At 65.2% G+C, this 22,070-nt stretch carries 26 protein-coding genes; 13 read left to right on the top strand and 13 right to left on the bottom strand.

The genetic code is table 11. The features are described from left to right. Nucleotides 1-30 precede the first annotated feature (30 nt). The 6 genes from lwrS to BM167_RS10995 all read right to left on the bottom strand — a co-directional run bounded on the left by lwrS (nucleotide 31) and on the right by BM167_RS10995 (nucleotide 4,322). On the bottom strand, nucleotides 31-399 hold the full coding sequence (lwrS, locus tag BM167_RS11020) for an LWR-salt protein (protein ID WP_092892406.1): 369 nt from the start codon (nucleotides 397-399) through the stop codon (nucleotides 31-33). 4 nt (nucleotides 400-403) lie between these two features. Next, nucleotides 404-679 carry a 4a-hydroxytetrahydrobiopterin dehydratase gene (locus BM167_RS11015; RefSeq protein ID WP_092892404.1) on the bottom strand — a complete coding sequence of 92 codons (276 nt, stop codon included), beginning with the start codon at nucleotides 677-679 and terminating at the stop codon, nucleotides 404-406. A gap of 42 nt (nucleotides 680-721) precedes the next feature. Beyond that, a complete protein-coding gene (gene hemA / locus BM167_RS11010) occupies nucleotides 722-2,086 on the bottom strand; it encodes a glutamyl-tRNA reductase (RefSeq protein WP_092892402.1) in 1,365 nt (454 codons plus the stop codon). Continuing rightward, nucleotides 2,083-2,733 (bottom strand): precorrin-2 dehydrogenase/sirohydrochlorin ferrochelatase family protein, encoded by a 651-nt coding sequence (locus BM167_RS11005; protein WP_092892400.1) that lies wholly within the window; start codon nucleotides 2,731-2,733, stop codon nucleotides 2,083-2,085. Before BM167_RS11005 ends, hemA begins: the two co-directional genes overlap by 4 nt. A 22-nt stretch (nucleotides 2,734-2,755) precedes the next feature. Then, entirely contained in the window at nucleotides 2,756-3,826 is a 1,071-nt protein-coding gene (ahbB, locus tag BM167_RS11000; RefSeq protein WP_092892398.1) for a siroheme decarboxylase subunit beta, read from the bottom strand. A gap of 97 nt (nucleotides 3,827-3,923) precedes the next feature. Continuing rightward, nucleotides 3,924-4,322, bottom strand: a complete 399-nt coding sequence (locus BM167_RS10995) for a DUF5778 family protein (protein ID WP_092892396.1) — start codon at nucleotides 4,320-4,322, stop codon at nucleotides 3,924-3,926. A gap of 142 nt (nucleotides 4,323-4,464) precedes the next feature. On the opposite strand from BM167_RS10995, the gene uppS reads away from it, so the two are divergent. Next, on the top strand, nucleotides 4,465-5,397 hold the full coding sequence (gene uppS / locus BM167_RS10990) for a polyprenyl diphosphate synthase (protein WP_092892394.1): 933 nt from the start codon (nucleotides 4,465-4,467) through the stop codon (nucleotides 5,395-5,397). A 31-nt stretch (nucleotides 5,398-5,428) separates the two neighbouring features. Here uppS and BM167_RS10985 read toward each other — a convergent pair whose 3' ends face one another. Next, nucleotides 5,429-5,881, bottom strand: a complete 453-nt coding sequence (locus BM167_RS10985) for a response regulator (protein WP_092892391.1) — start codon at nucleotides 5,879-5,881, stop codon at nucleotides 5,429-5,431. Nucleotides 5,882-5,978: 97 nt separating this feature from the next. After that, nucleotides 5,979-6,587, bottom strand: a complete 609-nt coding sequence (locus BM167_RS10980; RefSeq protein WP_092892388.1) for an undecaprenyl diphosphate synthase family protein — start codon at nucleotides 6,585-6,587, stop codon at nucleotides 5,979-5,981. A gap of 136 nt (nucleotides 6,588-6,723) precedes the next feature. Here BM167_RS10980 and BM167_RS10975 point away from each other — a divergent pair, with 136 nt between their 5' ends. Both BM167_RS10975 and BM167_RS10970 read left to right on the top strand, forming a co-directional pair. Then, on the top strand, nucleotides 6,724-8,031 hold the full coding sequence (locus BM167_RS10975) for a DUF92 domain-containing protein (protein WP_092892385.1): 1,308 nt from the start codon (nucleotides 6,724-6,726) through the stop codon (nucleotides 8,029-8,031). Then, nucleotides 8,031-8,441, top strand: a complete 411-nt coding sequence (locus BM167_RS10970) for a GNAT family N-acetyltransferase (RefSeq protein ID WP_092892383.1) — start codon at nucleotides 8,031-8,033, stop codon at nucleotides 8,439-8,441. Before BM167_RS10975 ends, BM167_RS10970 begins: the two co-directional genes overlap by 1 nt. Nucleotides 8,442-8,472: 31 nt before the next feature. Here BM167_RS10970 and dnaG read toward each other — a convergent pair whose 3' ends face one another. Next, a complete protein-coding gene (gene dnaG / locus BM167_RS10965) occupies nucleotides 8,473-10,008 on the bottom strand; it encodes a DNA primase DnaG (RefSeq protein ID WP_092892381.1) in 1,536 nt (511 codons plus the stop codon). A 170-nt stretch (nucleotides 10,009-10,178) separates the two neighbouring features. Then, entirely contained in the window at nucleotides 10,179-10,910 is a 732-nt protein-coding gene (locus BM167_RS10960) for a sugar phosphate isomerase/epimerase family protein (protein ID WP_092892379.1), read from the bottom strand. Nucleotides 10,911-11,056: 146 nt separating this feature from the next. Between BM167_RS10960 and BM167_RS10955 the strand changes: the two genes are divergently transcribed. Continuing rightward, entirely contained in the window at nucleotides 11,057-11,275 is a 219-nt protein-coding gene (locus BM167_RS10955; RefSeq protein ID WP_092892377.1) for a DUF3311 domain-containing protein, read from the top strand. Nucleotide 11,276: 1 nt separating this feature from the next. Then, entirely contained in the window at nucleotides 11,277-12,779 is a 1,503-nt protein-coding gene (locus BM167_RS10950) for a sodium:solute symporter family protein (RefSeq protein ID WP_092892375.1), read from the top strand. Between the two features lie 25 nt (nucleotides 12,780-12,804). On the opposite strand, the gene uvsE is transcribed toward BM167_RS10950, so the two are convergent. Then, the gene (uvsE, locus tag BM167_RS10945) at nucleotides 12,805-13,725 is read right to left on the bottom strand and encodes a UV DNA damage repair endonuclease UvsE (RefSeq protein WP_245781343.1); all 921 of its coding nucleotides are present in this window, start codon (nucleotides 13,723-13,725) and stop codon (nucleotides 12,805-12,807) included. 136 nt (nucleotides 13,726-13,861) lie between these two features. On the opposite strand from uvsE, the gene BM167_RS10940 reads away from it, so the two are divergent. The 6 genes from BM167_RS10940 (at nucleotide 13,862) to BM167_RS10910 (ending at nucleotide 18,306) form a co-directional block, all read left to right on the top strand. Further along, nucleotides 13,862-14,659: a YqcI/YcgG family protein gene (locus BM167_RS10940; protein WP_092892371.1), complete on the top strand. Its 798-nt coding sequence runs from the start codon at nucleotides 13,862-13,864 to the stop codon at nucleotides 14,657-14,659. Beyond that, nucleotides 14,659-15,225, top strand: coding sequence for a cysteine hydrolase family protein (locus tag BM167_RS10935; protein ID WP_092892369.1), 567 nt, complete (start codon nucleotides 14,659-14,661; stop codon nucleotides 15,223-15,225). Before BM167_RS10940 ends, BM167_RS10935 begins: the two co-directional genes overlap by 1 nt. A gap of 47 nt (nucleotides 15,226-15,272) precedes the next feature. Next, nucleotides 15,273-15,656 carry a DUF7994 family protein gene (locus BM167_RS10930; RefSeq protein WP_092892367.1) on the top strand — a complete coding sequence of 128 codons (384 nt, stop codon included), beginning with the start codon at nucleotides 15,273-15,275 and terminating at the stop codon, nucleotides 15,654-15,656. A gap of 94 nt (nucleotides 15,657-15,750) precedes the next feature. Continuing rightward, nucleotides 15,751-16,020, top strand: a complete 270-nt coding sequence (locus BM167_RS10925) for a DUF7571 family protein (protein ID WP_092892365.1) — start codon at nucleotides 15,751-15,753, stop codon at nucleotides 16,018-16,020. Between the two features lie 163 nt (nucleotides 16,021-16,183). Further along, nucleotides 16,184-17,170, top strand: coding sequence for a hypothetical protein (locus BM167_RS18145; RefSeq protein ID WP_143095497.1), 987 nt, complete (start codon nucleotides 16,184-16,186; stop codon nucleotides 17,168-17,170). Between the two features lie 221 nt (nucleotides 17,171-17,391). Next, the gene (locus BM167_RS10910) at nucleotides 17,392-18,306 is read left to right on the top strand and encodes an HFX_2341 family transcriptional regulator (protein ID WP_092892359.1); all 915 of its coding nucleotides are present in this window, start codon (nucleotides 17,392-17,394) and stop codon (nucleotides 18,304-18,306) included. A gap of 15 nt (nucleotides 18,307-18,321) precedes the next feature. On the opposite strand, the gene BM167_RS10905 is transcribed toward BM167_RS10910, so the two are convergent. Together BM167_RS10905 and BM167_RS10900 are read right to left on the bottom strand one after the other, a co-directional pair. Next, entirely contained in the window at nucleotides 18,322-19,383 is a 1,062-nt protein-coding gene (locus BM167_RS10905) for an enolase-like domain-containing protein (protein ID WP_092892357.1), read from the bottom strand. Nucleotides 19,384-19,488: 105 nt separating this feature from the next. Continuing rightward, nucleotides 19,489-20,262, bottom strand: coding sequence for a DUF1405 domain-containing protein (locus BM167_RS10900; RefSeq protein ID WP_092892355.1), 774 nt, complete (start codon nucleotides 20,260-20,262; stop codon nucleotides 19,489-19,491). 136 nt (nucleotides 20,263-20,398) lie between these two features. Here BM167_RS10900 and pdxS point away from each other — a divergent pair, with 136 nt between their 5' ends. Beyond that, on the top strand, nucleotides 20,399-21,307 hold the full coding sequence (gene pdxS, locus BM167_RS10895; protein WP_092892353.1) for a pyridoxal 5'-phosphate synthase lyase subunit PdxS: 909 nt from the start codon (nucleotides 20,399-20,401) through the stop codon (nucleotides 21,305-21,307). Nucleotides 21,308-21,417: 110 nt separating this feature from the next. Then, nucleotides 21,418-21,990 (top strand): DUF2238 domain-containing protein, encoded by a 573-nt coding sequence (locus tag BM167_RS10890; RefSeq protein ID WP_092892351.1) that lies wholly within the window; start codon nucleotides 21,418-21,420, stop codon nucleotides 21,988-21,990. Nucleotides 21,991-22,070: the final 80 nt, after the last annotated feature.

Here is a 22,070-nt window from a genome sequence, read left to right as displayed (position 1 = left end):
CGGCCCGTCATCGCGCCGACGCGACTCGGTTTAGGGTCTGACGTGGATGGAACTGCCGAGATACTTCGTCAGTGCCTCGTCGACGGCGTCGGCGTTGAACCGGTCGAGGCTGTCGGATATCTCGTCTTTCAGGGCGTCGAGATACTCCTCGTCGGTCCGCAACTCGCGGAACGAGACGGACTCCGCGGGGACCGAGAGCCACTCGGAGGCGAGTTCGCGAGCGTATCGCTCGTCGTTGACCTCGCCGCGCCAGAGGGCGTCGCGGAAGAACATCCACCCGTCTTCGCCCGGGGGGTCCGCGCGGACTTCGACGACGGTTTCGAACGTTCGCGGGTCGGCGTTGACCCCCGACGCCGTCTCGACGCCGAACCGGACCGAAAAGACGTACTCTGCGCGCACGGCGCTACACCTCGTCGTCGAACAGACCGGCCAGACGGACGTCTTTCTCCGTGATTCCGCCTTCCTCGTGACTCGTCAGGCGGATTTCGACTTCCTTGTACCCGACGCGGATCTCGGGGTGGTGAAACTGTTCTTCGGCCACCTCGCCGACGCGCGTGACGAACTCGACGCCTTTCAGGTAGTCGTCGAACTCGTACGTTTTCACTATCTCGTCGCCCTCGCGTTCCCATCCGTCGGGGGCCTTTCGGGCTATCTCGTCGTCGGTGAGTAGGTCGGCCATGTGAGGAAAACTCGGACGGACCCGGGATAACGCTTCTCCCCGTCAGTCGTCTGACAGGCTTTCGAGGACGTGTTTCGGGATGTCGGCGTTGGGATTCGGCTCCGACCGCGCGTCGCCCGCCCGTTCGCTCGGGTCGGGGCCCGAGGAGAGGCCGGGCATCTCGCCGCCGAACTCCGGGTCGAAAAGCTGCATCGCGGTCTGGATGGTCGACCAGTCGTCCTCCGCCGCGGCGTCGCGGAGACTCTTCGTCGGCGCCGACAGCAGTTGTCCGACGAGTGCGTCCGCCATCGACGCCACCGTCTCGCGTTGCTCCGGCGTGAGCGACCCCTGCGACTCCAGTTTCGAGAGGGCGGTCTGGAGTTCGCGCTCTTTGACTCGCTCTGCGGACTCGTACATCGCGCCGATGGCCTCGTCGGCGCGCTTTCGCTTGTAGGAGTCGAGCAGTCGGTCGAACTCGTCGTCTATCATCGCTTCGACCCGTAGCGCCGCCTCCTCGCGAATCGCTCGCGTCTCGTCCGTCACCGCTTCGAGCGCGTCGATGTCGCGGACGACGACGCCCTCGGCGTCGCTCGCGGCGGGGTCTACGTCCCGCGGTTGGGCGATGTCTATGAGCATCGTCTCGCCCGCGTCGCCCACCTCGCGTTCCGAGAGCACGTACGTCGGACTTCCCGTCGCAGCGATGACGACGTCGGCGTCGGCGACGGCGTCACCGACATCGTCCAACGGGACGGCGCGCGCGGGACTGTCCACCAGTTCCGCGAGATGTTCGGCGTTCGAGAGCGTCCGGTTCGCCACGACGACTTCCGCCACGTCCGCCGCCGCCAACGCCTCGGCGGCGAGGCGGCCCATCTCGCCCGCACCGACGACGACGGCGGTCGCTCCCGCGACGTCCAGTTCGGACGCCGCGAGTTTGACCGCCGCAGAACCGAGGGAGACGGCTCCCTCGTTGATTCGCGTCTCCGTCCGGGCGCGTTCGCCGACGTGAACCGCCTTCGTCAGGGCGTCGTCGAGAACCGGCCCGACGCCGTCGACGGCGCGGGCGGACTCTACGGCGCGTTTGAGTTGGCCGAGAATCTGGTCCTCGCCGAGGACGAGCGATTCGAGTCCGGCGGCGACGCGCATGAGATGCCGCAGGCTCTCTTCGTGGTCCATCTCGACGACAGAGCCGTCGCGGACGTCCGGCGCGAAGTCGCCGAGGACGCGGCGCCCGTACGCGACGGCGTCGGTGACGACGTACGCCTCCGCGCGGTTACACGTCTGGATGGCGAACGCCTCGTGGACGCCGTCGCGGGCGAGGAGTCGTTCGACGACGGCGTCCGCATCCTCGGCCGACGCCGACTCTATCTCCTCGATACTCGCACTCTCGTGCGAGACGCGGACGCCGGTTATCACTCCGGCGTCTCTCATCGGTCACCTCCCATCGTGTTACGTATCACGCGGTCTGCCTCTTGGCGGGGCTTAGATTCCCCCGTACGTAAAGCCTTCCAAACCGCAGAGGACCGCACGACCGCTCGGACGGCGTCTCGCCGTTCCTCCGGCGAGCAGTCCCCGTCCTTGAGCGTCTCGCGAATCTCTCCGGTCAACTCGGCCATCGCCCCCGCGCCGTCGAGTTCGGCCTCGACGCGTTCCCGGAGGTGCTTCGAGAGCGCGGGGCTCGCGCCGCCCGTCGAGATGGCCGCCGTCACGTCGCCGTCGGTCACCGTCGCGGGGACGACGACGCTCCCGGCGTCGCGCCCGCCGCTTCTGTCGGCGCGGTTGACGAGCACTCCTCGCTCTCGGGCGGCGCGTTCGGCCGCCTCGTTGACCGCCTCGTCGTTCGTCGCGGCGACGACGAGAGCGGGGTTCGTCCGGTCTATCCACCCCGCCACGTCGTCCGGTGACGGAGCCTCTCGGACGCGCTCTGCCCCGCCGAACGCCTCGTCCACGAAGTCGGGACTGACGACGACGACGACGTTCGCTTCCGCGGCGAACCGGCGCGCCTTCCGCGCCCCGACCGAACCGCCGCCGAAGACCAGAACCGTCTCGTCCGTGAAGTCGTGGTACAACGGTATCACCGGTTGTCCTCCGTGCTCCGTCTCACTCGGTGTTCGCCTCCGCGCGTTCCTCCATGCGGATACCCGTCTTCTTCAGGATGCGCGTCGAGAACAGCGTGTCCCAGTCGTCGTCGCCCACGTCCCAGTACTTCGCCATCTCCTCGCGCACCCGTTCGATTCGCTCCTGGCTCTCTTTCTCGTCTCGTCCGTGCGTCATCGCGAAGAAGTTGTACGGCCAGACGCCGTCGTGTCGGGGGCGCCTGTAACAGTGGGTGACGAAGTCGAGTCCGGCCACGGCGGGGCCGACGTCGTCTACGACGTCGTCGGGGACGTTCCAGACGGTCATGCCGTTCTCCGTGTAGCCGAGCGCGTAGTGGTTCGGGATGACGCCGACGCGGCGGACTTTCCCCTCCGTGTCGAAGCGCTGTATCGTGCGGACGACCCACTCCGTCTCCGCGCCGATGGCTTCGGCCACGTCGGCGTACGGCGTCTCGGTGAGGGGGAGGCCGCCCTGAATCTCCAACACCAAGTCGCGTTCGGCGGGCGTCAGCGTCCGCCGCGACTCCGGTTTCACCTCCGGACCGGCGTCCGAGAGGTCGATGTCGCCGTCGGGAACGGGACCGTCGAGCATGAACTTCGCTTCGACGCGGAACTCCCGTTCTTTCGGCAGGTTGTACGTCTCCTGCCCCGTCTCGGCTTCTATCTCCGCGAGAACCTCCTCGACGCGCGACTCGTCGGCCACGCTCACCACGAACCAGACGTTGAGATGCGGATGTTCGCGCTCGTAGTTGTGCGCGACTTCGCGGTGAGCGTTCACCGACTCGACCACCTCGTCGAACCGGTCCTCGGGGGCGTGCATCGCCACGAGCGTCGCCGTCCCCCCTATCTCTTGGGCGTTGACGAGAGCGCCGAACCGGGTGAGGACGCCCGACTCGTCGAGATGTCGGACGCGTTCGAGAAGTTCGTCGGCGGTCACGTCGATTCCGCGTTCGCAAAGCGCCGCCGCGGCCGGTTCGAACGGGCGTTCGACCACGGGGAACCCCCCTTGGAAGGCGTTGACGATGGCGCGGTCGAGTTCCGTCAGTTCCTCGACGTCGGCGTCGGCCCTACTCATTGTGTTCGGTTCGGGGTTCCGAGAGGATAAGCGTCTCGAAGGCGGTGGCGAGTGCGGCGTTCGACGGCGGTTCAACCCGATCAACCGTGTCGTTTCGTCAGGGGACGGGCGTCACGCCTTCGACGTTGTCCATCGCTTCGAGTGCCTCGACGATGGCGTCGTGGTCGGCGGTGGCCTCGTAGTAGAACACGATGTCGAACGACCCGTTTCGGAGGAGTTGCTGGCACTCCCAGACGAACTCCTCGTCTTCGAGCGTCAGTCCCTGAAACTGGTTCGAGGCGAAGTCGGTGTCGTCGTTGCCCGCGTAGATGTACGTCTCGCCCTTTTCGGCGTGCGCCGAGATGGCCTCGTTCGCGTCGACGGTCAACTCGTGCATCTCCAAATCCTCCTGTCCGCCGAGGGTCGTGTGGACGATAGCGCCCACGAGTTCGATGTCGCCGGGTTCGATGAGCGCCATCGTCCGCTTGTAGAGGTCGTCGTCTACGGCGTCGGTCATAGCGGAGAGTCGTCACCCCCGAGATAAACGGGTGGCGGTTTCCGTCAACGCCGGCGCGCCCTCGACCGCGGGACGTGTTGGCGTGTCAGTATCTCACGAGAACGAAAAGACACATACCTCCTCGGAGAGATGCACCCTGTATATGCTGGAGTGGGCCCGTCGGCGGTTCGCCGGTTCGTACGAGCGAATGCTCCGGCGAGAGATAGGCGACAGCCCCGCCCACGTCGCCATCATCCAAGACGGCAACCGGCGGTACGCCCGGAAGAACGGGAGCGACGCCCCCGACGGCCACCGCGAGGGCGCGAAGACGACGGAACGCGTCCTCGATTGGTGCGACGAACTCGGCGTGGAGGAACTCACGCTGTACACCTTCTCGACGGAGAACTTCGACCGCCCGGAGGACCAACTCGAATCGCTGTTCGACCTCATCGAGTCGAAACTGTACGAGTTCGCGGACGCAGAACGCGTCCACGATGGTGAAGTCCGAATCTCCGCCATCGGCGAGGTGGACCTCCTCCCCGACAGGGTCCGCGAAGCCGTCGAGTACGCCGAAGGGCGAACCGAAGCGTACGACGACTTCCGACTGAACATCGCTCTCGCGTACGGCGGCCGCGCGGAACTGCTCGGGGCCGCCCGCGACGTGGCCCGCGCCGTCGAACGCGGCGACCTCTCGCCGGACGACATCGGCGTCGAGGAGATAGACGGCCGACTCTACCGTCAACCCGCCCGCGACGTCGACCTGATCATCCGCACCGGCGGAGACGAGCGAACCTCGAACTTCCTGCCGTGGCACGCCAACGGCAACGAGGCGGCCGTCTACTTCTGTGCGCCCTACTGGCCGGAGTTCTCGAAGGCGGACTTCCTCCGGGGTCTCCGGACGTACGAGTCCCGCGAGAAGTCGTGGCAGCGCACCCGGTCCGAACGCGCGGTGGCACTCGTCCGCGCCGTCGCGGAGACGGAACTCGCCGAGGCGAAAACCGTCGGCGGGCGTCTTCGCGAGCAGTTGTCCTCCGCGGGGGCGCGGGAAGTCTCCGCCGAGTTAGAGCGACAGGGCGAGTCGGACGTCGTGGACTGAACGGGCACCGACCGCGCTCTCGGAGAGCGACTTACGCCGGGGTGGGCGGCGTTATCGCGGCGTCGAACCAGAACCCCTCGATAGTCTTCGCCATCGTGGCGAACCCGTCCGGGCCGTCCGGCTTTGCGAGGTACGCGTTCGCGTGGCGGTCGTAGCACTCTGTGACGTCCTCCTCCGACTTCGAACTGCTGAGTACGACGACGGGAACCGCGGGGTAGCGGTGGTCGTTCTTCATCTCTTCGAGGACCTCGAATCCGTCTACGCGCGGGAGGTTCAGGTCTAAAAGAACCAAGTCCGGGCAGGCGGGGCGGTCCTCGTCCGAGCACTCTCGGAGGAACGACAACGCCTCTCGCCCGTCGGAGACGGTGTGAAACTCCGGGTTCATGTCCGCGTCCGCGAAGCCTTCGCGCACGAGTCGAACGTCGCCGGGGTTGTCTTCGACGATCAGAACCATCGCCGGACCGTCACGCCGATTCGAGGTCATTACTCCAAAAAAGAATCCCTCGTGCTTAGGGCTCTGCCCTAAAATCATTGAACGCTCCGTTCGCGTTCGCTCGCGGCGGTCCGGGACGCGATTCGGCCTATCGACCGAATCTGCGCTGGCGATTCTGGTAGTCCAACACCGCTCGCAGGTAGTCCCGCTTTCTGAAGTCCCGCCAGTTCACGTCCGTGAAGTACAGTTCCGAGTAGACCGACTGCCATATCATGAAGTCCGAGAGGCGTTCGGCGCCGGTCTTCAGAACCAAGTCCGGTTCGTCGGGGAAGACGAGTCGCTGTTCGACGTGGTCTTCGTCCACGTCTTCGGGGGCGAGTTCCCCGGCGGCGACTTCCGCGGCGATGGAGCGGACGGCTTCGGCGAACTCGTGTTTGCCGCCGAGTCCGATGCTGACCTGCACCGGGGCGTCCGCGCGTTCCGTGTCCTCGGGCCCGCGGACGGCGAGCGTTCTCGGGCTCTCCACCTCGGCGAACTCCCGTTCGAGCGTCGGGACGACGGCTTCGTCGAGGACGCTCACCGAGACGGTGACCCGCTCTGCCCCGTACTCGAAGGCCCACCCGAAGAACTCCTCTAACGTGTCGTACGCGCCCTGTTCCAACAGGTCACGCTCGGTGATGACCACCGCGACGTGCTCCGGAGGGTCGGCCTCGTGCCGCCTGTGGCGGAGGGCGAGATACCGGTCGTACACTCCCACACAGCCGACTCTCTCGCGCCGAGAGTAAATCCCACCGGTTCCGCGGACGGCGTCCGACGCCGTGCCCGAACCGCGGCGTCAGACGCACACGGCCCATGTCGGGAGGGTTAAGTGCGAGTCGCAGATATCGAACGGTGTGCATTCGACGCTTCGGCGAGCGGGCGGGTTCGCCGTGGTGGGGACGCTGGCTCTGGCGGCGCCGGTTCTGAACGGTGCGGCGTTCGCGCCGTTCGTCGCCGTGGCGCTCTTTGCGGCGTTCGTCATCACCGACGGCCCGCTGTTCGAGCTGTTCGCCCGGCCTGGGGACCGACAGGACGGCCGGTTGAACGGTCTCGCGGGGTTCGCGCTCGCGGCGGCCGGACTGGCCATCCTCGTCACCGTGATGGACCTCCCCGTGGACTTGTTCGTCGCCGCCGTCCTCGTCCTCGCCTACGGGAACCTCGGCGCGCAGTTCGTCGCCGAGTCGTCCGACGACCCGTTCCTCGGCACCGCCGGGTTCGTCTTCGGCGGCTTTCTCGCCGGTATCGGCGGCCAAGCCGCCGTCGCGTCGTTCGTCGGCGACGCGATTCTCCTCCCGCGGTTCGCCTTCCTCGCGGCCGCCGCCGCCCTCGTCGCGGCGCTCGTCCGCGAAGTGCTCTTCGAGCAGGACGACCCGCTCGTCATGCTCTCTACGGGGCTTCTCCTCTGGCTGTTCGACCTTCTGGCCGACGCCGTCGCGCCGGTGGAAATCGCCGTCGCCTTGGTCGTCACCGTCGCTCTGGGCTACGTCTCCTACGCGCTCGGGACGGCGTCCGTCGCGGGCATGCTCACCGGCGTCCTCCTCGGGCTTCTCACCATCGTCTTCGGCGGGTTCGCCTGGTTCGTCGTCCTCATCTCCTTTTTCGCCATCGGCGGTCTCTCGGCGAAGTTCAAGTACGACGCGAAGAAAGAACGCGGCGTCGCCGAAGACAACGACGGCGCGCGCGGCACCGGCAACGTCCTCGGTAACGCCGCCGTCGCTCTCGTCGCCGTCGTCCTGTTCGCGGCGAGTCCGTGGCTCCCCGTCGAGGCGAACGTCTTCCAGTTCGCCTTCGCCGGGTCGCTCGCCGCGGCGATGAGCGACACGCTCTCCTCGGAAATCGGCGGCCTCTACGACAACCCGCGGCTCATCACGACGTTCGAAACCGTCTCGCCCGGCACCGACGGCGGCGTGACGTGGCAGGGCGAACTCGCGGGCGTCGCGGGCGCTGGCGTCGTCTCGGCCTTCGCGTACCTCCTCTTTCCGGGCGTGACTCTCGCGGGTGCGGCGGTGGTTCTCGTCGGCGGCGTCGTCGGTATGACCGCCGATAGCCTCCTCGGTGCAACCATCGAAGGCGACAGAATCGGCAACGAGGCGGTGAACTTCACGGCCACCGTCGTCGGCGCTCTCGTCAGCACCGTCGTGGCCCTCGCCGTCCTCGTCTGATGGCCGTCCGCCCCGCCCGTCCGGCCGACCGGTCGGCGCTCGACGCCCTCCAGTCGCATCTGCCGGAGCCGTCGCCGTCGCTCCTCGCCGCGGGCGACGACGTGGGGACGATCCTCGTTTCGACCGACGGCGACCGACCGGTGGGCTACCTCCTCGCGGTCGATTCCCCGGCGGAGGGGCACGTCTCGGAACTCGTCGTCGCGCCCGACTCCCGCCGGGAGGGCCGCGCCTCGGCCCTCCTGACGGCGTACCTCCGGACCCGACCCTCCGGAACGCGCGTCTCTCTGACCGTCGCCCCCGAAAACGAGGCGGCGCGGTCGCTCTACGAGAGACACGGCTTCGCCGTCGCGGGTCGCAGACGGGAGTTTTTCGTGTCGGGCGACGCCCTCGTCTACGAGCGAACGGCGTAAAACGAGCGACGCGACGGGGACGCCGGGGGCGTCACTCGACGGTCGCCAAGAGGTCCGACGCGGCGAGAATCCGAACTCCGACGGGTCGTTTCACGTACTCCCCGGTGGAGGCGGCGACGGCGTGACTGACGCCGCGTTGGGCGGCCACGTCGAGGACCCGTTGGGAGAGTTCGTCGTCGAGGACGATGGCGTAGGGTGCCGTCTCCGCGCTCTCTACCGCGTCGAACGCGTCCTCGGCGGGCGCTTCGGTCATCGTCGAAAACTCCTCGTCGAGGAGGCGGACCGACTCGGTGGACTCGCCGACGACCGCTCGGACGTGGTCGCGCAACGACGAGGGGAGCGACTCCTCCCGTTCTTGTTCTGGGTCTTCGTCGGCCGAGTCGGCGGCGTCGGCGGCGTGGTCCGATTCCGTCGAAGCCGTCCCGTTCCGTGCGGCCCCGTCGGCGGTTCCGACGGTTTCGGCGTCCGACGAGGCGTCTGCGGACTCGCCTCCGGCGGACGCCGACGCGTTGCTCGCGGCCGTCGCCACGACGGCCGCAGAGTTCGAGGCGTTCGCGTCGGTGGCGTCCACCGTCACGTCGGCGCTCTCCTCTGTGACCGACCCGTCGGTGGGCGTCGATTCGTCGCCGCGTCCGTCGTCTGGCCCCGTCTCGGGGGAGGGAGTCGCCGCCTCAGTCGTCGGCGACTCCTGAAGAGGGTCCGTCTCCCCACCTCCGGCGTCCGCCGCGGATTCCGGTCCGGCGGCGTCTCTGAGACTCCCCTCTTCGGGCAGCATCTCGAACGCTAGCTTGTTTCGGAGGACGGACATCACCTCGTCTCGGGGGAGGTCCTCGACGGACTTGCCCTCCGGGGCGAACGCGACGTAGTCTACGTCGCCCACCTGCGACAGTTCCCGCAGGATGAGTTCTCCGCCGCGGTCACCGTCGAGGAAGGCGGTGACCGTCCGGTCCTGCGTGAGTTCCGCCACCTCGGAGGGGACGTTCGTCCCCTCGACGGCGATGGCGTTTTTGATGCCGTACTTCAGCAGGGTCAGAACGTCCGCGCGCCCTTCGACGACGATTATCGCGTCGGAGTCGACGACGCGCGGCCCGGCCGGGAACCCCTCGTACTCGGTGATATCCTCGACGCGGACGCTCTCTCTGACCTCTTCGAGTATCTCCGTCGAGGTCATGACGGTGTCGTCGAACGACTCAGTCAGCAGTTCCTTCGCGCGTTCGACGACTTCGCGGCGTTTCGCTTCGCGCACGTCTTCGATGTCTGTGACTCTGGCGTCCGCCTGACAGGGACCGACTCGCGTGATGGTTTCGAGCGATGCGGCGAGGATGGCCGTCTCGACTTTGTCGAGACTGGTCGCTATCGTGATTCGCCCGAACGACTGTCCGTTCTCGCTTTCTATCTGTACGTCTATCCGACCGACTTTCGACGACTGTTGGAGGTCGCGGAGGTCGAGTTCGTCTCCGAGCAGACCTTCGGTCTGCCCGAAGATGGCGCCGACGACGTCCGACCGTTCGACGACGCCGTCTGCGGTGATGGCGGCGTGTATGAGATATTTTGCTGTATCGTCCATTGATGAAACCCCCTCTCGGGGCGTGATGATGTGAATGACCGTGTCACGGGAAGCCCGATGACACCCTTATATTTCGTTCGCTGACGGCAAATAACTATCGTACTGACGACGGGATTCGAGGCCCGTGTGATAGCTATTGTCAAACCCGGGCGAAACGGCGGGATGAGCGGTCACAGACCGCGTTCTGCCAGCCACGACGCCGCGCGTTCGAGTGATTCGGCCGCGTCTTCGGGGTCGTCGTGTTCGAAGACCACCCACTCGACTGACGCCTCGCGGGCGGCGTCCAGACAGGCGTCGAGGGGGACGTCGCCGGACCCGAGGTCCGCGGGTCGGCCGCCGCGCGGCGCGTCCGCGTCGGCGACGACGTCTTTCAGGTGGATGCGGTCGATTCGGTCGGCCCACCGTTCGACGAGTGCCGCGGGGTCCGCCCCGGCGGCGTGCGCCCACCCCACGTCGAGTTCGAGTGCGACGTCGGCGTCGGTGACGACGCGTTCGAGTGCGTACGCGCCGTCGACGTCGACGAACTCGTGTTCGTGGTTGTGGTAGCCGAGGCCGGGAACGTTCTCGGCGACGGCGGCCAACCGGGCGGCGGTTTCGACGACGGCGTCGCCGTCCGCGAACTGTTCGGCGTCGAGATAGGGAACGACGAGCGATTCCGTCCCGAACCGTTCGTATCTCTCTCGCTCTGCGGCCGGGTCCGATTCGAGGGCGTCGATGCCGACGTGCGCCGAGGGCGCGGCGAGACCGGTCGCGGAAAGCGCGTCCGCGACGGCGTCCTCGTCGGCGTCGCCCAAGCCGGCGAACTCGACGCCGTCGAATCCGGCCTCGGCGACGAGGCGAACCGTCTCCGGGAGCGAAGCGTCCATCGAACGGAGCGTGTAGAGTTGGACGGCCGTCTGCATGGAATCTGGGTCGTCCGACGACCGTTTATATCCCACCAGAGTCGATACGTGACCGGTTCGCCCTTCCGAAGAAAATATCTCTTCGGTTCCCGCAATCGAATTAGGAATGATAATATTTACGTCCGTAGGGTAACAGATTATTCGTAATGGCGAGGTCGAAGACAGATTACCTCTGGTACGGGGTGTTCGCCCTCTTGGTCGTGTTCGCCATCCCCTGGTTCATGTGGCGCGACGCGACGACGTGGGCCGGACTCCCGGTGTGGTTGTGGTGGCACATCGGCTGGATGCTCGTCGCGTCGGCGGCGTTCTACGCGTTCACCCTCGGCGCGTGGGACCGACTGATGGAGACTGCGGAGGTACCCTGAGATGGTCGCGACGGACCTCCTCGTTCAACTCGGCGTCGTCTCCGTCTACCTCGTCGTCTCCGTCGTCGTCGGCGCACTCGCGTACCGCCTGACGAGTCGGGACGCCGAGGACTACTACCTCGCGAGTCGGTCGCTCGGAACCGTCGTACTCCTGTTTACGACGTTCGCGACGCTTCTCTCGGCGTTTACCTTCTTCGGCGGTCCGAACCTCGCGTTCTCCGCCGGGCCCGAGTGGATTCTCGTGATGGGGCTGATGGACGGCATCCTCTTTGCCATCCTCTGGTATCTCGTCGGCTACCGCCAGTGGCTCATCGGCCGCAATCGAGGGTACGTGACCCTCGGCGAGATGCTCGGCGACCGCTTCGGGTCCAAACGCCTCCGCGCGGTCGTCGCCGGCGTCAGCCTCTTTTGGCTGTTCCCGTACGTGATGCTCCAACAGATGGGCGCGGGCGAGGCCATCGTCGGCCTGACGAACGGCGTCGTCCCGTACTGGGCGGGTGCGGCGCTCATCACCCTGTTCATGATCGTGTACGTCGTCCTCGCCGGACTCCGCGGCGTCGCGTGGACGGACACCCTACAGGGCGTGTTCATGCTCTCTATCGTCTGGGTGGCCGTCATCTGGGTCGTCTCCGCCGCCGGGGGACTCGACGCCATCTCGTCGTCGATGGCGTCTACGAACCCCGAGTTTCTCGCACTCGGCGGCGGCCTCTACTCGCCGCAGTGGATGATTTCGAGCGCCGTCACCATCGCTTTCGGCGTGACCATGTTCCCGCAGATAAACCAGCGCTTCTTCGTCGCGAAGGACGCGACGGTGCTCAAGCGGTCGTTCGTCCTCTGGCCGATACTCGTCCTCCTGCTTTTCGTCCCGGCGTTCCTTCTGGGGTCGTGGGCGGCCGGGTTGGGCGTCGCCGTCCCCGAGGGGGCGAACGTCGTTCCCGTCCTGTTGAACGAGTACACCCCGGTCTGGTTTTCGGCCCTCGTCGTCGCCGGTGCGATGGCGGCGATGATGTCGTCGTCGGACTCGATGCTGCTTTCGGGGTCGTCGTACCTCACTCGCGACCTCTACCGCCCGTTCGTCGCCCCCGACGCGACGGCCGACAGAGAGGCGTGGGTCGCCCGCGGCGGCGTCGCCGCCTTCGCGGTGCTCACCTTCGTCGCCAGCCTCTTTCGACCCGGGACGCTCATCGAGGTGGGCGACACGGCGTTCGGCGGGTTCGCTCAACTCACGCTTCCCGTGATGGTCGCGCTCTACTGGTCGCAGACGACGAGACGCGGGATGTTCGCGGGCGTCCTCGGCGGACAGGCGTTCTACCTCGCGCACGTGTTCCTCCCCGAGGTGACCGTCGCCGGAACGACGGTGCTCGGCGCGACGTACCTCACCTGGGACTTCGCGCTCTGGGGGATGGTGCTCTCTCTGGTCCTCACCGTCTCCGTCTCGGCGGTGACGACGGCCGCCGTCGACGAGGACGCCGACCGCTTCGCCGTCGGTCTCCGGGCGGACTGACGGCGAACCGAGTACGCGCTCTCGGCTACGACGTACCGACGGTCGGTTCCGTTCCGTCCCGGTAGCGAAGTAGCGCTCGCTCCTTCGCCTTGGCTTCGAGCATCACGTCCGCGCCGTCGAGAAGCCAGTCCGGGACCGAGGAGACGTACTCGGCGTGCATCTGGGGGCGAGCATCCCGTCCGTACAGTCGCGCGGGCTCGGAGTAGTGTGCGACCGGTCGCACGTCACCCCACGTCCGTGCGGCCAACTCGAACGCCTCTCTGTACGCGAGTCCGCGACTCGTGAACTGGTGGTGGTGGTAATCGAAGACGATGGGCACGCCGAGGGGTTCTGCGACCGAATCGACCAGTTCGGGGACGCTCCAGAGTCCGTCCGTGTCGTCGTTCTCGACGGTCAGACGCTCGCGGGCGGCGGGCGAGAGTCGGTCGACGGCCTCCCGGAATCGAACAGCCGTCGCCTCCTTGTCGTTGTAGTGGGCCCCGATGTGGACGTTGATGCTGTAGTACGGCGTCCGCGGGAGGCCGAGCAAGTCGAGCCACGAGCCGTGGACTTCGAGGTCTCGAATCGAGTTCTCGACCGTCTCCGCCGACTCGCTCGCGAGTTTGCACCAGTGACTCGGATGAAACGTAAATCGCACGTCGTTGTCTCGAACGACTCGGCCGCAGTCTGCGGCGAGTCGGGCGATCTCCTCGTAGTCCGGTAGGTCCGTCAGTTCGAACTGGGAGTTCCACGGTACCAGACCCGAGGTACAGCGATAGAAGTAGATATCGTGGGCCACGTTCCAACGCAGAATCTCGTACAGGTCCGAGAAGTTCTGCACGGCGAGTTCGGACGCGTACTCCAGGCCCTCTGACTCCCACGTTTTCCGTTGCATCCCGCGGTTACATCTCAGCGGCGAGTCGCGCTCTCTCAGCGTGAGATTCATGCAGGCGTAGCCAAGCGTCAAGACAGCGTTCGGTTCGTGCTCTACGCGGATAACTACACAGATACGCCCGAAGCCTCCACGCCCCGTCTGCGGGAAGACCGTAGTCCGAGAGCCGAACGAACGACACGTTGAAACTCGGTCGCTCCAACGGACTCGTATGAACGAGCGGGGACCGCAGGTGCTCGTAGACCAACCGACGATGGTCGAACGCGTCGAGTCCGGGGCGCTCCCCGACTGGGCCGTTCGACACTTCGAGACGTTTCGAGAGGCCCTCCTCGGCGAGCGAAACGAGACGCCCTTCCCGTGTTTCTTCGGCGCGCAGTCGGTCCGCGACGGCGACCCACTGTACACCGTCGTCCCGTCGACGACGGACAAAGACGCGCTGTTCGGACTCAGAGACGCCCTCGTGGAGTATCTCGACGTCTACCGGGACCACAGCGACGCCGCTTCGCTCGTCGCGTTCTTCCGACCGCCCGAACGGGAGTTCTCGGAGAGCGACTACCACGAGACGCTCTGGCACGTGCTCCAGTTTCTCCACGTCTACGACCCGGAACCGTGGCCCGAGGGGATACCGACCGACCCGGACGACTCCCGATGGGAGTTCTGCTTCGGCGGCGAGCCGATGTTTCCGACCTGCCGCGCGCCGTTCTACGACGACCGCAAGAGCCGGTACTCCCCGGTCGGTCTGGAGATAACGTTCCAACCGCGCACGCTGTTCGAGGGCATCACCCACGACACCGACGCCGGACGAGAGGCTCGCGAAGTCATCCAGGGACGCCTCGAATCGTACGACGGCGTCTGTCCCCACGCCGACTTGGGCGACTGGGGCGTCGAGGGCGATCGCGAGTGGCCCCAGTACATGTTCTCTGCGGACCCCGAACAGGCCCCGGACGAGTGTCCCATCGAGATAACGCGCGAGCATCCGAAAGTGCCGGCGGTCGCGGGAGGCGACTGATGCCGACGTCCCCCGACGCGTTCGGTGAGGCCGTCCTCGTTCTCGTGGATATGCAACTCGGGTTCGACGACCGGACGTGGGGCGACAGGAACAACCCCGACGCCGAGGCCAACGCCCGTCGACTCCTCGACGCGTGGCGCTCCCGGGACCGGCCGCGCGTCCACGTCCGCCACGACTCGACTGAGGCGGACTCGCCGCTTCGACGCGGTTCGCCGGGGTTCGAGTGGAAGCCCGAGACGGCCCCCGAAGCGGGCGAGTCGGTGTTCACGAAGCGAGTCAACAGCGCGTTCGTCGGCACCGACCTCGAATCGTGGCTCCGCGAACGGGGGTACGACCGCCTCGTCGTCGCCGGACTCACGACGGACCACTGCGTCTCGACGACGACGCGGATGGCCGACAATCTCGGTTTCTCACCGGTCGTCGTCTCGGACGCGACGGCGACGTTCGGCCGAGAGGGAGCGAACGGCGAACGGTACGACGCCGAGACGACGCACCGAACCGCCCTCTCGCACCTCCGCGGCGAGTTCGCCGACGTGGCGACGACCGACGAGATACTCGCCGAGTAAGCGCCCGCGTCGGCACGTTTAGGCCGCCGCGCGCCCACCCCGACGGTATGAACCGCCGCCTGTTTCTCGTCCCCGGCGTCGTCGTTCTCTTCGGTCTCGCCCTCTTCGTCGCCGCGTTCGGTCCGCCCGCCGCGCCCTCCGGGGTGGCGGCGGTGTCGTGCTTCGCCGCCGCGGGCGTCGCCTTTCTCCTCTCGGGACTACGCGAGTCGATTCGGGTCGGGTCCTCGTCGGTTCCGTGGTACGTCCTCGCGGGCGTCGGCGACGTGGCTCTCGCACTCGGACTGCTTGTCAACGGCGTCGTGATGGTCACGCACGGCGGCGGAACCCTCGTGACCGCTCTCCCCGTCGCCGGAAGCGCGCTGTTTCTCCTGTTCGTCGGCGCGGACTACATCCGCGGCGGCGTCCACTTCGACGTCTCCGTCTTCGAGTGACCACCTGACACTCGACTCACAGTTTCGGGGGACGGCGTCGCCGTCGCGGGGACAAGTATTTATATCGGGGTCGTGTGTGCCAAAAGGTACCACTATGCAACCGTGCCACAGTTGTCAGGCGGTCATCGACGAGTACATCCTCGATAAACAACTCGAACCCCTGCGCGACCTCACAGTCGACGACTTCAACCTCTGTGCGGACTGTGTGACCATCGAAGACGACGCGTGCGTGGAGTGCGACGGCGCGGTGTACGTTCCCCGAAAGAAATCCGAGACGCCCGACTACTGCCCGGCGTGTCGGTCCGACCTCATCTCCCGGACGGGACGGGACCCCGGGTGGAACTGCGACACCCTCTCGACCTGAGCGGTCTGAGGTCTGGTACTTTTTATACCGACCCCGGCGACGTACCACGTATGCAGACCTCCGTCGTCTCGGCCAAAATATGATAAAACAGGCGATTGCAGAAGTATATCAGATGATGTAACAAATACTTTTAGAGCCGGTTCTTGATTGCCATACTATACAGATGGTCAATCCCGCCTACTTCTTTTCTACCTTAGCACAAGTTTCTGCAACCATTGTAGGATTCATTATCGCTTTCAGCGTCGGTCTATACCCTCTTGAGAGGCGGCGACGTGAAGATCGGACAGATAGGTTAAGAAAGGTCTTACGCGACTTCCGTGATGAGTATAAAGGAGTAGTACAGGTAATGTCCCTCATCGCTCACGACGGTAGAGTCACCACGAAGGCGTACCTGAAGGATTTTAGCAAGGATGTAGATGAACTCCGAGATGAAATTGATAATGATGATGACCAAAGAAGCGAGGATGCTCCGATTGTATGGGCGCATCTCTATAGGATAGATGAATTACTAGATAGAGCCTCAGCTGAAAATGACTTCTTACTGTTACCCGATGAACTTGATACTCTTCAGAACAGTTTGAATTGGTTATATTCCTATTTCAATGCGAACAATGATTCTAACAAGCAGTTCTATTTTGAACTATCCGATTTATTCGACAAAGACGATATTCCTAAAAACTACTATACTAATGATGTCTACGACTCTGGATCAGGTGCTTCAAATCCAGAAGGAAACCTGAGACAATGGATTCGTGTGGAGTCAGATGGACGTCATAGGAGTTGGCTGACCTACAGCGCCGATGACTCAGGAATCTCAGGAAGGAACCTGTTCAGTTTTGCTACGGTACTTGAGTATATGAAACAGGATTTTGATGAGGTTGAGGCACGGAACACCGGGACAATACTTGATTACGAGCCCCAGATCAAGTACATAATACGCGGTGTATTGGGCACGAGCGTCCTCGGAGTTCTCCTGCCGATGTTGTTCCTATTTACCCCACCCCAAACACTCAACACCTTGTTTGTGAGCGGGTGGCCACTATACATCGCAGAATGGATCATCCTAGTACTCACTGCTGTTGCATTTGTGTACCTGATGTATCACGTTGTGAAACAATTCAAGCAGATTTCCGAGATAAATAGAGGCTAGCGGCCCGGTTTCGGAACCAAACCTACGCTCGGATATTCTCAAAGTCGTTCATCTTCTTCTAAAAGATCCTCCCTGCCGGTTTCGGCCACGTAGAATTAAGACCGCAGCGCCTGCCGATTCTTACGAAGCCCGTGACGGGAGCAGGCACGCACACGGACAATGTGCAATTGAACGGTATGCTACTTGAGGGGATATATAAACGCCCCGACGTAGTCTAACGTATGCAGACCCACATCGTCCCGGTCGGGTTCGACTACGACCGGCTTATCGCGCCTCTCATCCGCGACCAGTTGGACGTAGACCGGGTCATCCTCTTGGAGGGTGCAGTGGGAAGCGAGGCGAACGTCGAGTACTCCAGACGCCTCTCGGGGAAGCTAGAGAAGGATTTCACCAACCTGCTCGGCGCGGAGACGGAACGCGTCGTCGTCGCCGACGTGTACGACTACGACGCCGCCTTCGAACAGGCGTACGACCTCATCAACGCGGAGTTAGACGACAGCGAGACTGGCGAGGTGTGGGTGAACGTGAGTGCGATGCCGCGGCCCGTCTCCTTTGCGTTCGCCACCGCCGCCCACTCCATCATGGTCGAACGACAGGAGGACAGAGACCGCATCCACACTTACTACACCGCCCCCGAGAAGTACTTAGAGAGCGAACTGGCCGAGGAACTCAGAGCGGGGCGCGACCTGTTGCAGGACCTACTGGGCGGCGAGGACGTAGACGACGAACGCGTCAGAGAGCGCTTCGAGACGGCGTCCGACCTCTTATCGGAGTTCGACGAGCGCGGGACGACTATCGGCGCGAAGCGAATCGAGGGGGGACACATCGTCGAACTGCCGGTCGCTTCCTTCTCGAACGTCAAGCCGTTCGAGGAAGTCATCCTGTTCGCACTGGGCGAACACGGCGAGTTCGCCTCCGTCTCCGAACTCGCGGAACGACTCGCCCGAGACATGAACGAAGAGTACACCGACTCCTTTCGGTCGAAGGTCATCTACAACGTGGACAGACTGGGGCCGGGCGGGAAGGGCTACATCGAACAGGAAGAACGCGGGAAGTCCTACCAAACGCGCCTCTCGCGCATCGGCGAACTCTGGGTCCGCGCCCACGCCGACGAGGACGACGTCCTCGAAGACTGAGCCGCTTCGACCGGCTCAGGTCCACTTCAGGCCGATTTCGTTCTCCGGCGCGTCGAGCGGACTCGTCTGCAGTCCCTCGGGCGTCTCGGCGTCGTTGTAGCCGCCGGGGGCCACGTCGTTCGGACCGTCGGGGTAGAAAAGCGACGCGAGAAGTTGGATGTGTTGTCGTCCGACGCCGAGTTCGAACTGGCCGCCGCCGTAGAGCGTTATCTCCTCTGTTCTCGCGTACTCGATGGTCTCGAACAGGGACTCGACCGTTCCGAACCGCGAGGGCTTGACGTTCAGCCACGACGGTTCGAAGGGGAGGTCCTCGACGGACTCGACGCCCGTGATGGGGGCGTCCCACGAGACGCGCCCTTCCTCGCCTTCGAACAGCGACCGGGTGTCGTCGGTGAGTCCGGGGTCTTCTATCACGGCCTCCGGGAACCCCGACAGCACGAGTCTGTACAGTTCCGGGTCGGGTTCTTGGTCCACGTCGGTACCGGCGTAGTGGCCCTTCAGGTCGAGGATGCGGGCGGCCCCCGTCGCGGCCACCGCTTCGACGACGTTCTCCGTCCACTCCGTCGTGGGGTCGAGTTTGAACTCCGTGCCCGGATATCTGCTCAGTATCGACTCGACGCGGGTGCTCAACGGCGGGTCGCCGAGGCGCGTACTGACGACGAACCGGACCGGGTCGGGGTCGACGTCGAGAACGTCCGAGAGCGACCGGTCGTTCTGACGCAGTGCGAGGTCCAACCCCGCCGACTCCAGCCCCCACCGGCGGTAGTGTTCGCTCGCCTCGCGTTCGGGACCGCCGGTCGGAAACAGGTCCGCGTCGTCGAGAGACGCCGAGAAGTCGGCGAAGGAGTCGTACGCGCCGACCAACTCGAAGGCGTCCGCGGGCGCGTCTTCGAGAGCGTCGTGGTCCGCCGTGTCGTAGGTCACGTCCTCGCCGCGGCCCTCGACGCCGTCGCCGCGGAGGTGGAACGTGGTCGTCGTCCTGACGAAACCGCTCGACGTGTCGCGGTCGCGGCGCGTCCGTTCGGTCGCCTCGATTTCGAGGGGCAAGTCCGCCACCGCGTCGAACAGAGTGCTCATCGCTCGTAGTTCGGCTTTGCGTCGGAAAAACCCATCACCGAAACCCGCGACGGCGGTCGGGGCGGGCGACGCACCACGGGCGGTCGAGTGGGGCGAACGCGGCGTTCAGTTCTCGTCGGTCTCTCTCTCGTACCGGTCCCAACCGAGTTCGAGCTTCTTCACGCGCGTGCTCAGAGAGAAGAACGTCGCCGCGAGAGTGAGAACGACGGCCGCGCTTGCGGCGACTTGGAGCACGGTAGACCCCCAGACGCCGACGACGTCCGCGAGGGGGAGCGACGTGTGGTGCGGGCTGCCGACGATGGGGACGAAGTAGTCGACGACGTCGTTGAAGCCGTACCAGACGACGGCGACGGCGACGGCCCGAACCGGGAAGTCAGAAAAGCGATGGAGGACGAACGCCTCCACGACCATCGCGAGGTGGCTGAAGAACAAGAACAGATACATCGGAAGCGGCGTCGTCTGGAGGAACGCCTCCGAGAACGCCGCGAGGACGAACGGCGTCCAGAGTCCGAGCTTCCAGCACCCGAAGAACGCCAAGGCGTTGAGGTACTCGTTCGGCCTGCCGAGTTTCCACGCGGCGAACGCCCCGGCGATGAAAAGCGTCGCCACGGGACTGTCCGGGACGAACGGCCACATGACGATCGGTTCGCTCGCGAACTGCCACGTTATCAGCGGGTCCGAGAGCGGAATCGGGTGAAAGCCGTAGTACCAAAAGCCGAAGGCGGTGCCGACGAGATTGATGGCGACGACGACCCACGCAAAGCGGAGTCCGACGTCTTCCACCGCCCGCGGAAGGGGAGCGAGCCAACGGGGGAGTTCGTCGGGTTCGGGGAGTTCGTCGTCGTCGGAGACGAATCTAGAGAGCCCGGAGCTAGCCATGGGACAGGCGAGGGCCGGTCCGTTGAAAGGAATGCCGGTTCGGTACCTCGGGGTCGATACGCGGGGGTTCGACCGCGGTGCGGCCGGTTCGCGCCGACCGGTTGGCCTTAAGTAGGTCCAACCGTAAGCATCGAACATGGCTGAGGAGACTGATTTGGAGCAACTCCGCCGCGGGACGGACCTCGTCAAGCGCGGATTCGCGCAGATGCAGAAGGGTGGCGTCATCATGGACGTCGTGAACGCCGAACAAGCGCGGATAGCCGAGGAGGCGGGCGCCGTGGCGGTCATGGCCCTCGAAGCCGTCCCGGCCGACATCCGCAAGCGCGGCGGCGTCTCTCGTATGGCCGACCCCGAGAAGGTCGAACAGATAATCGACGCCGTCTCCATCCCCGTGATGGGAAAGGCCCGTATCGGACACTACACCGAAGCGCAGATTCTGGAAGCCGTCGGCGTGGACATGGTAGACGAAAGCGAAGTGCTCACCATGGCCGACGACCGGTACCACATCGACAAGCGCGAGTTCACCGCGCCGTTCGTCTGCGGCGCGCGAAACCTCGGTGAGGCCCTCCGCCGCATCAACGAGGGCGCGGCGATGATTCGAACCAAAGGCGAGGCTGGCACGGGCGACGTGAACCAGGCCGTCCACCACCAGCGCAACATCAAAGGCTCCATCCGCAAACTCGAAGGGATGAGCCACCAAGAGCGCGAGAAGTGGGCCCGCGAGAACGAAGCGCCCGCGGAACTCGTCCACGAGACGGCCGACATGGGTCGCCTCCCGGTCGTCAACTTCGCGGCCGGCGGCATCGCGACGCCCGCCGACGCCGCCCTCATGATGTACCACGAGTGCGACGGCATCTTCGTCGGGTCGGGTATCTTCGGCGCGGAGGACCCAGAGCGGATGGGCGAAGCCATCGTCGAGGCGGTCAACAACTGGGACGACCCCGAGACGCTCGCGGCCATCGCCTCCGGTATCGGCAAGGGGATGAAGGGCGAAGCAAACGCCGACATCCCGGAAGAGGACAGACTGCAAGGCCGCGGCGTCTAAACTCGACTCCGGGCTTTCTCTTTCGACGCTCTCGGACCGCCTGGGTCGGTCTCTCCGATGGCCCCGGCGAGTACCTCTATCCGTTCCGGCCGCGTCCGTGGTGACAGACGATGGCGAGAGCAACGCGAACTCCTACTGAGGAGGCGGTCGACCTGAGCTTCAAAGGAGCGACTCTTGCCGTGTTCGTCGAGGCGGTTCGTCGGCGAGACCCGAACGCCACGGCCAACGCCGTACTCGTGTTCGGCGCGATGTTCCTCCCCCGACTCGCCGAAACACTGTACGGCGTCGAACTCCGACCGTGGCAGCGAGTGTACGCGGAGTCTGCGATGCTCGCGCACGCCGTCGGGATGCTCGGTCTCTACGACGACACGTGGTGGTGGGACCACCTCACACACGCCCTCTCGGCGACCGTTCTCGGGGGGGTCGCCCACGTCGTCGCGGACCGCCGCGGCCGCAGTCACCGGCGGTGCGTTCTCGCGTCCGTCGCTGTCGGCGGCGTCCTCTGGGAGGTCATGGAGTACGCCATCCACCGACTGTCGGACCGCCTCGGCGTCGAACCCATGTTGGTCTACTACGGCCGTCGAGACACGCTCGGTGACCTGCTTTTCGACGTCGTCGGGGCGGTTTTCGTCGTCCTGTTCGGCGACCGTCTCCTCGAAAACCTCGTTCGGGACGCCGACTGAGTCCCCGAACCGCGCGTCGGTCGGCGGGGTGCACCCGGTACGCTCGCGCGACGCGTCGTTCGGCGTCGGTGAGCGAACGC

It is taken from the genome of Halopelagius inordinatus, from assembly GCF_900113245.1.
Taxonomy (GTDB): domain Archaea; phylum Halobacteriota; class Halobacteria; order Halobacteriales; family Haloferacaceae; genus Halopelagius; species Halopelagius inordinatus.
The sequence above is the reverse complement of the archived record's forward strand: the minus strand, read 5'-3'. Positions and strand labels throughout refer to the sequence as shown.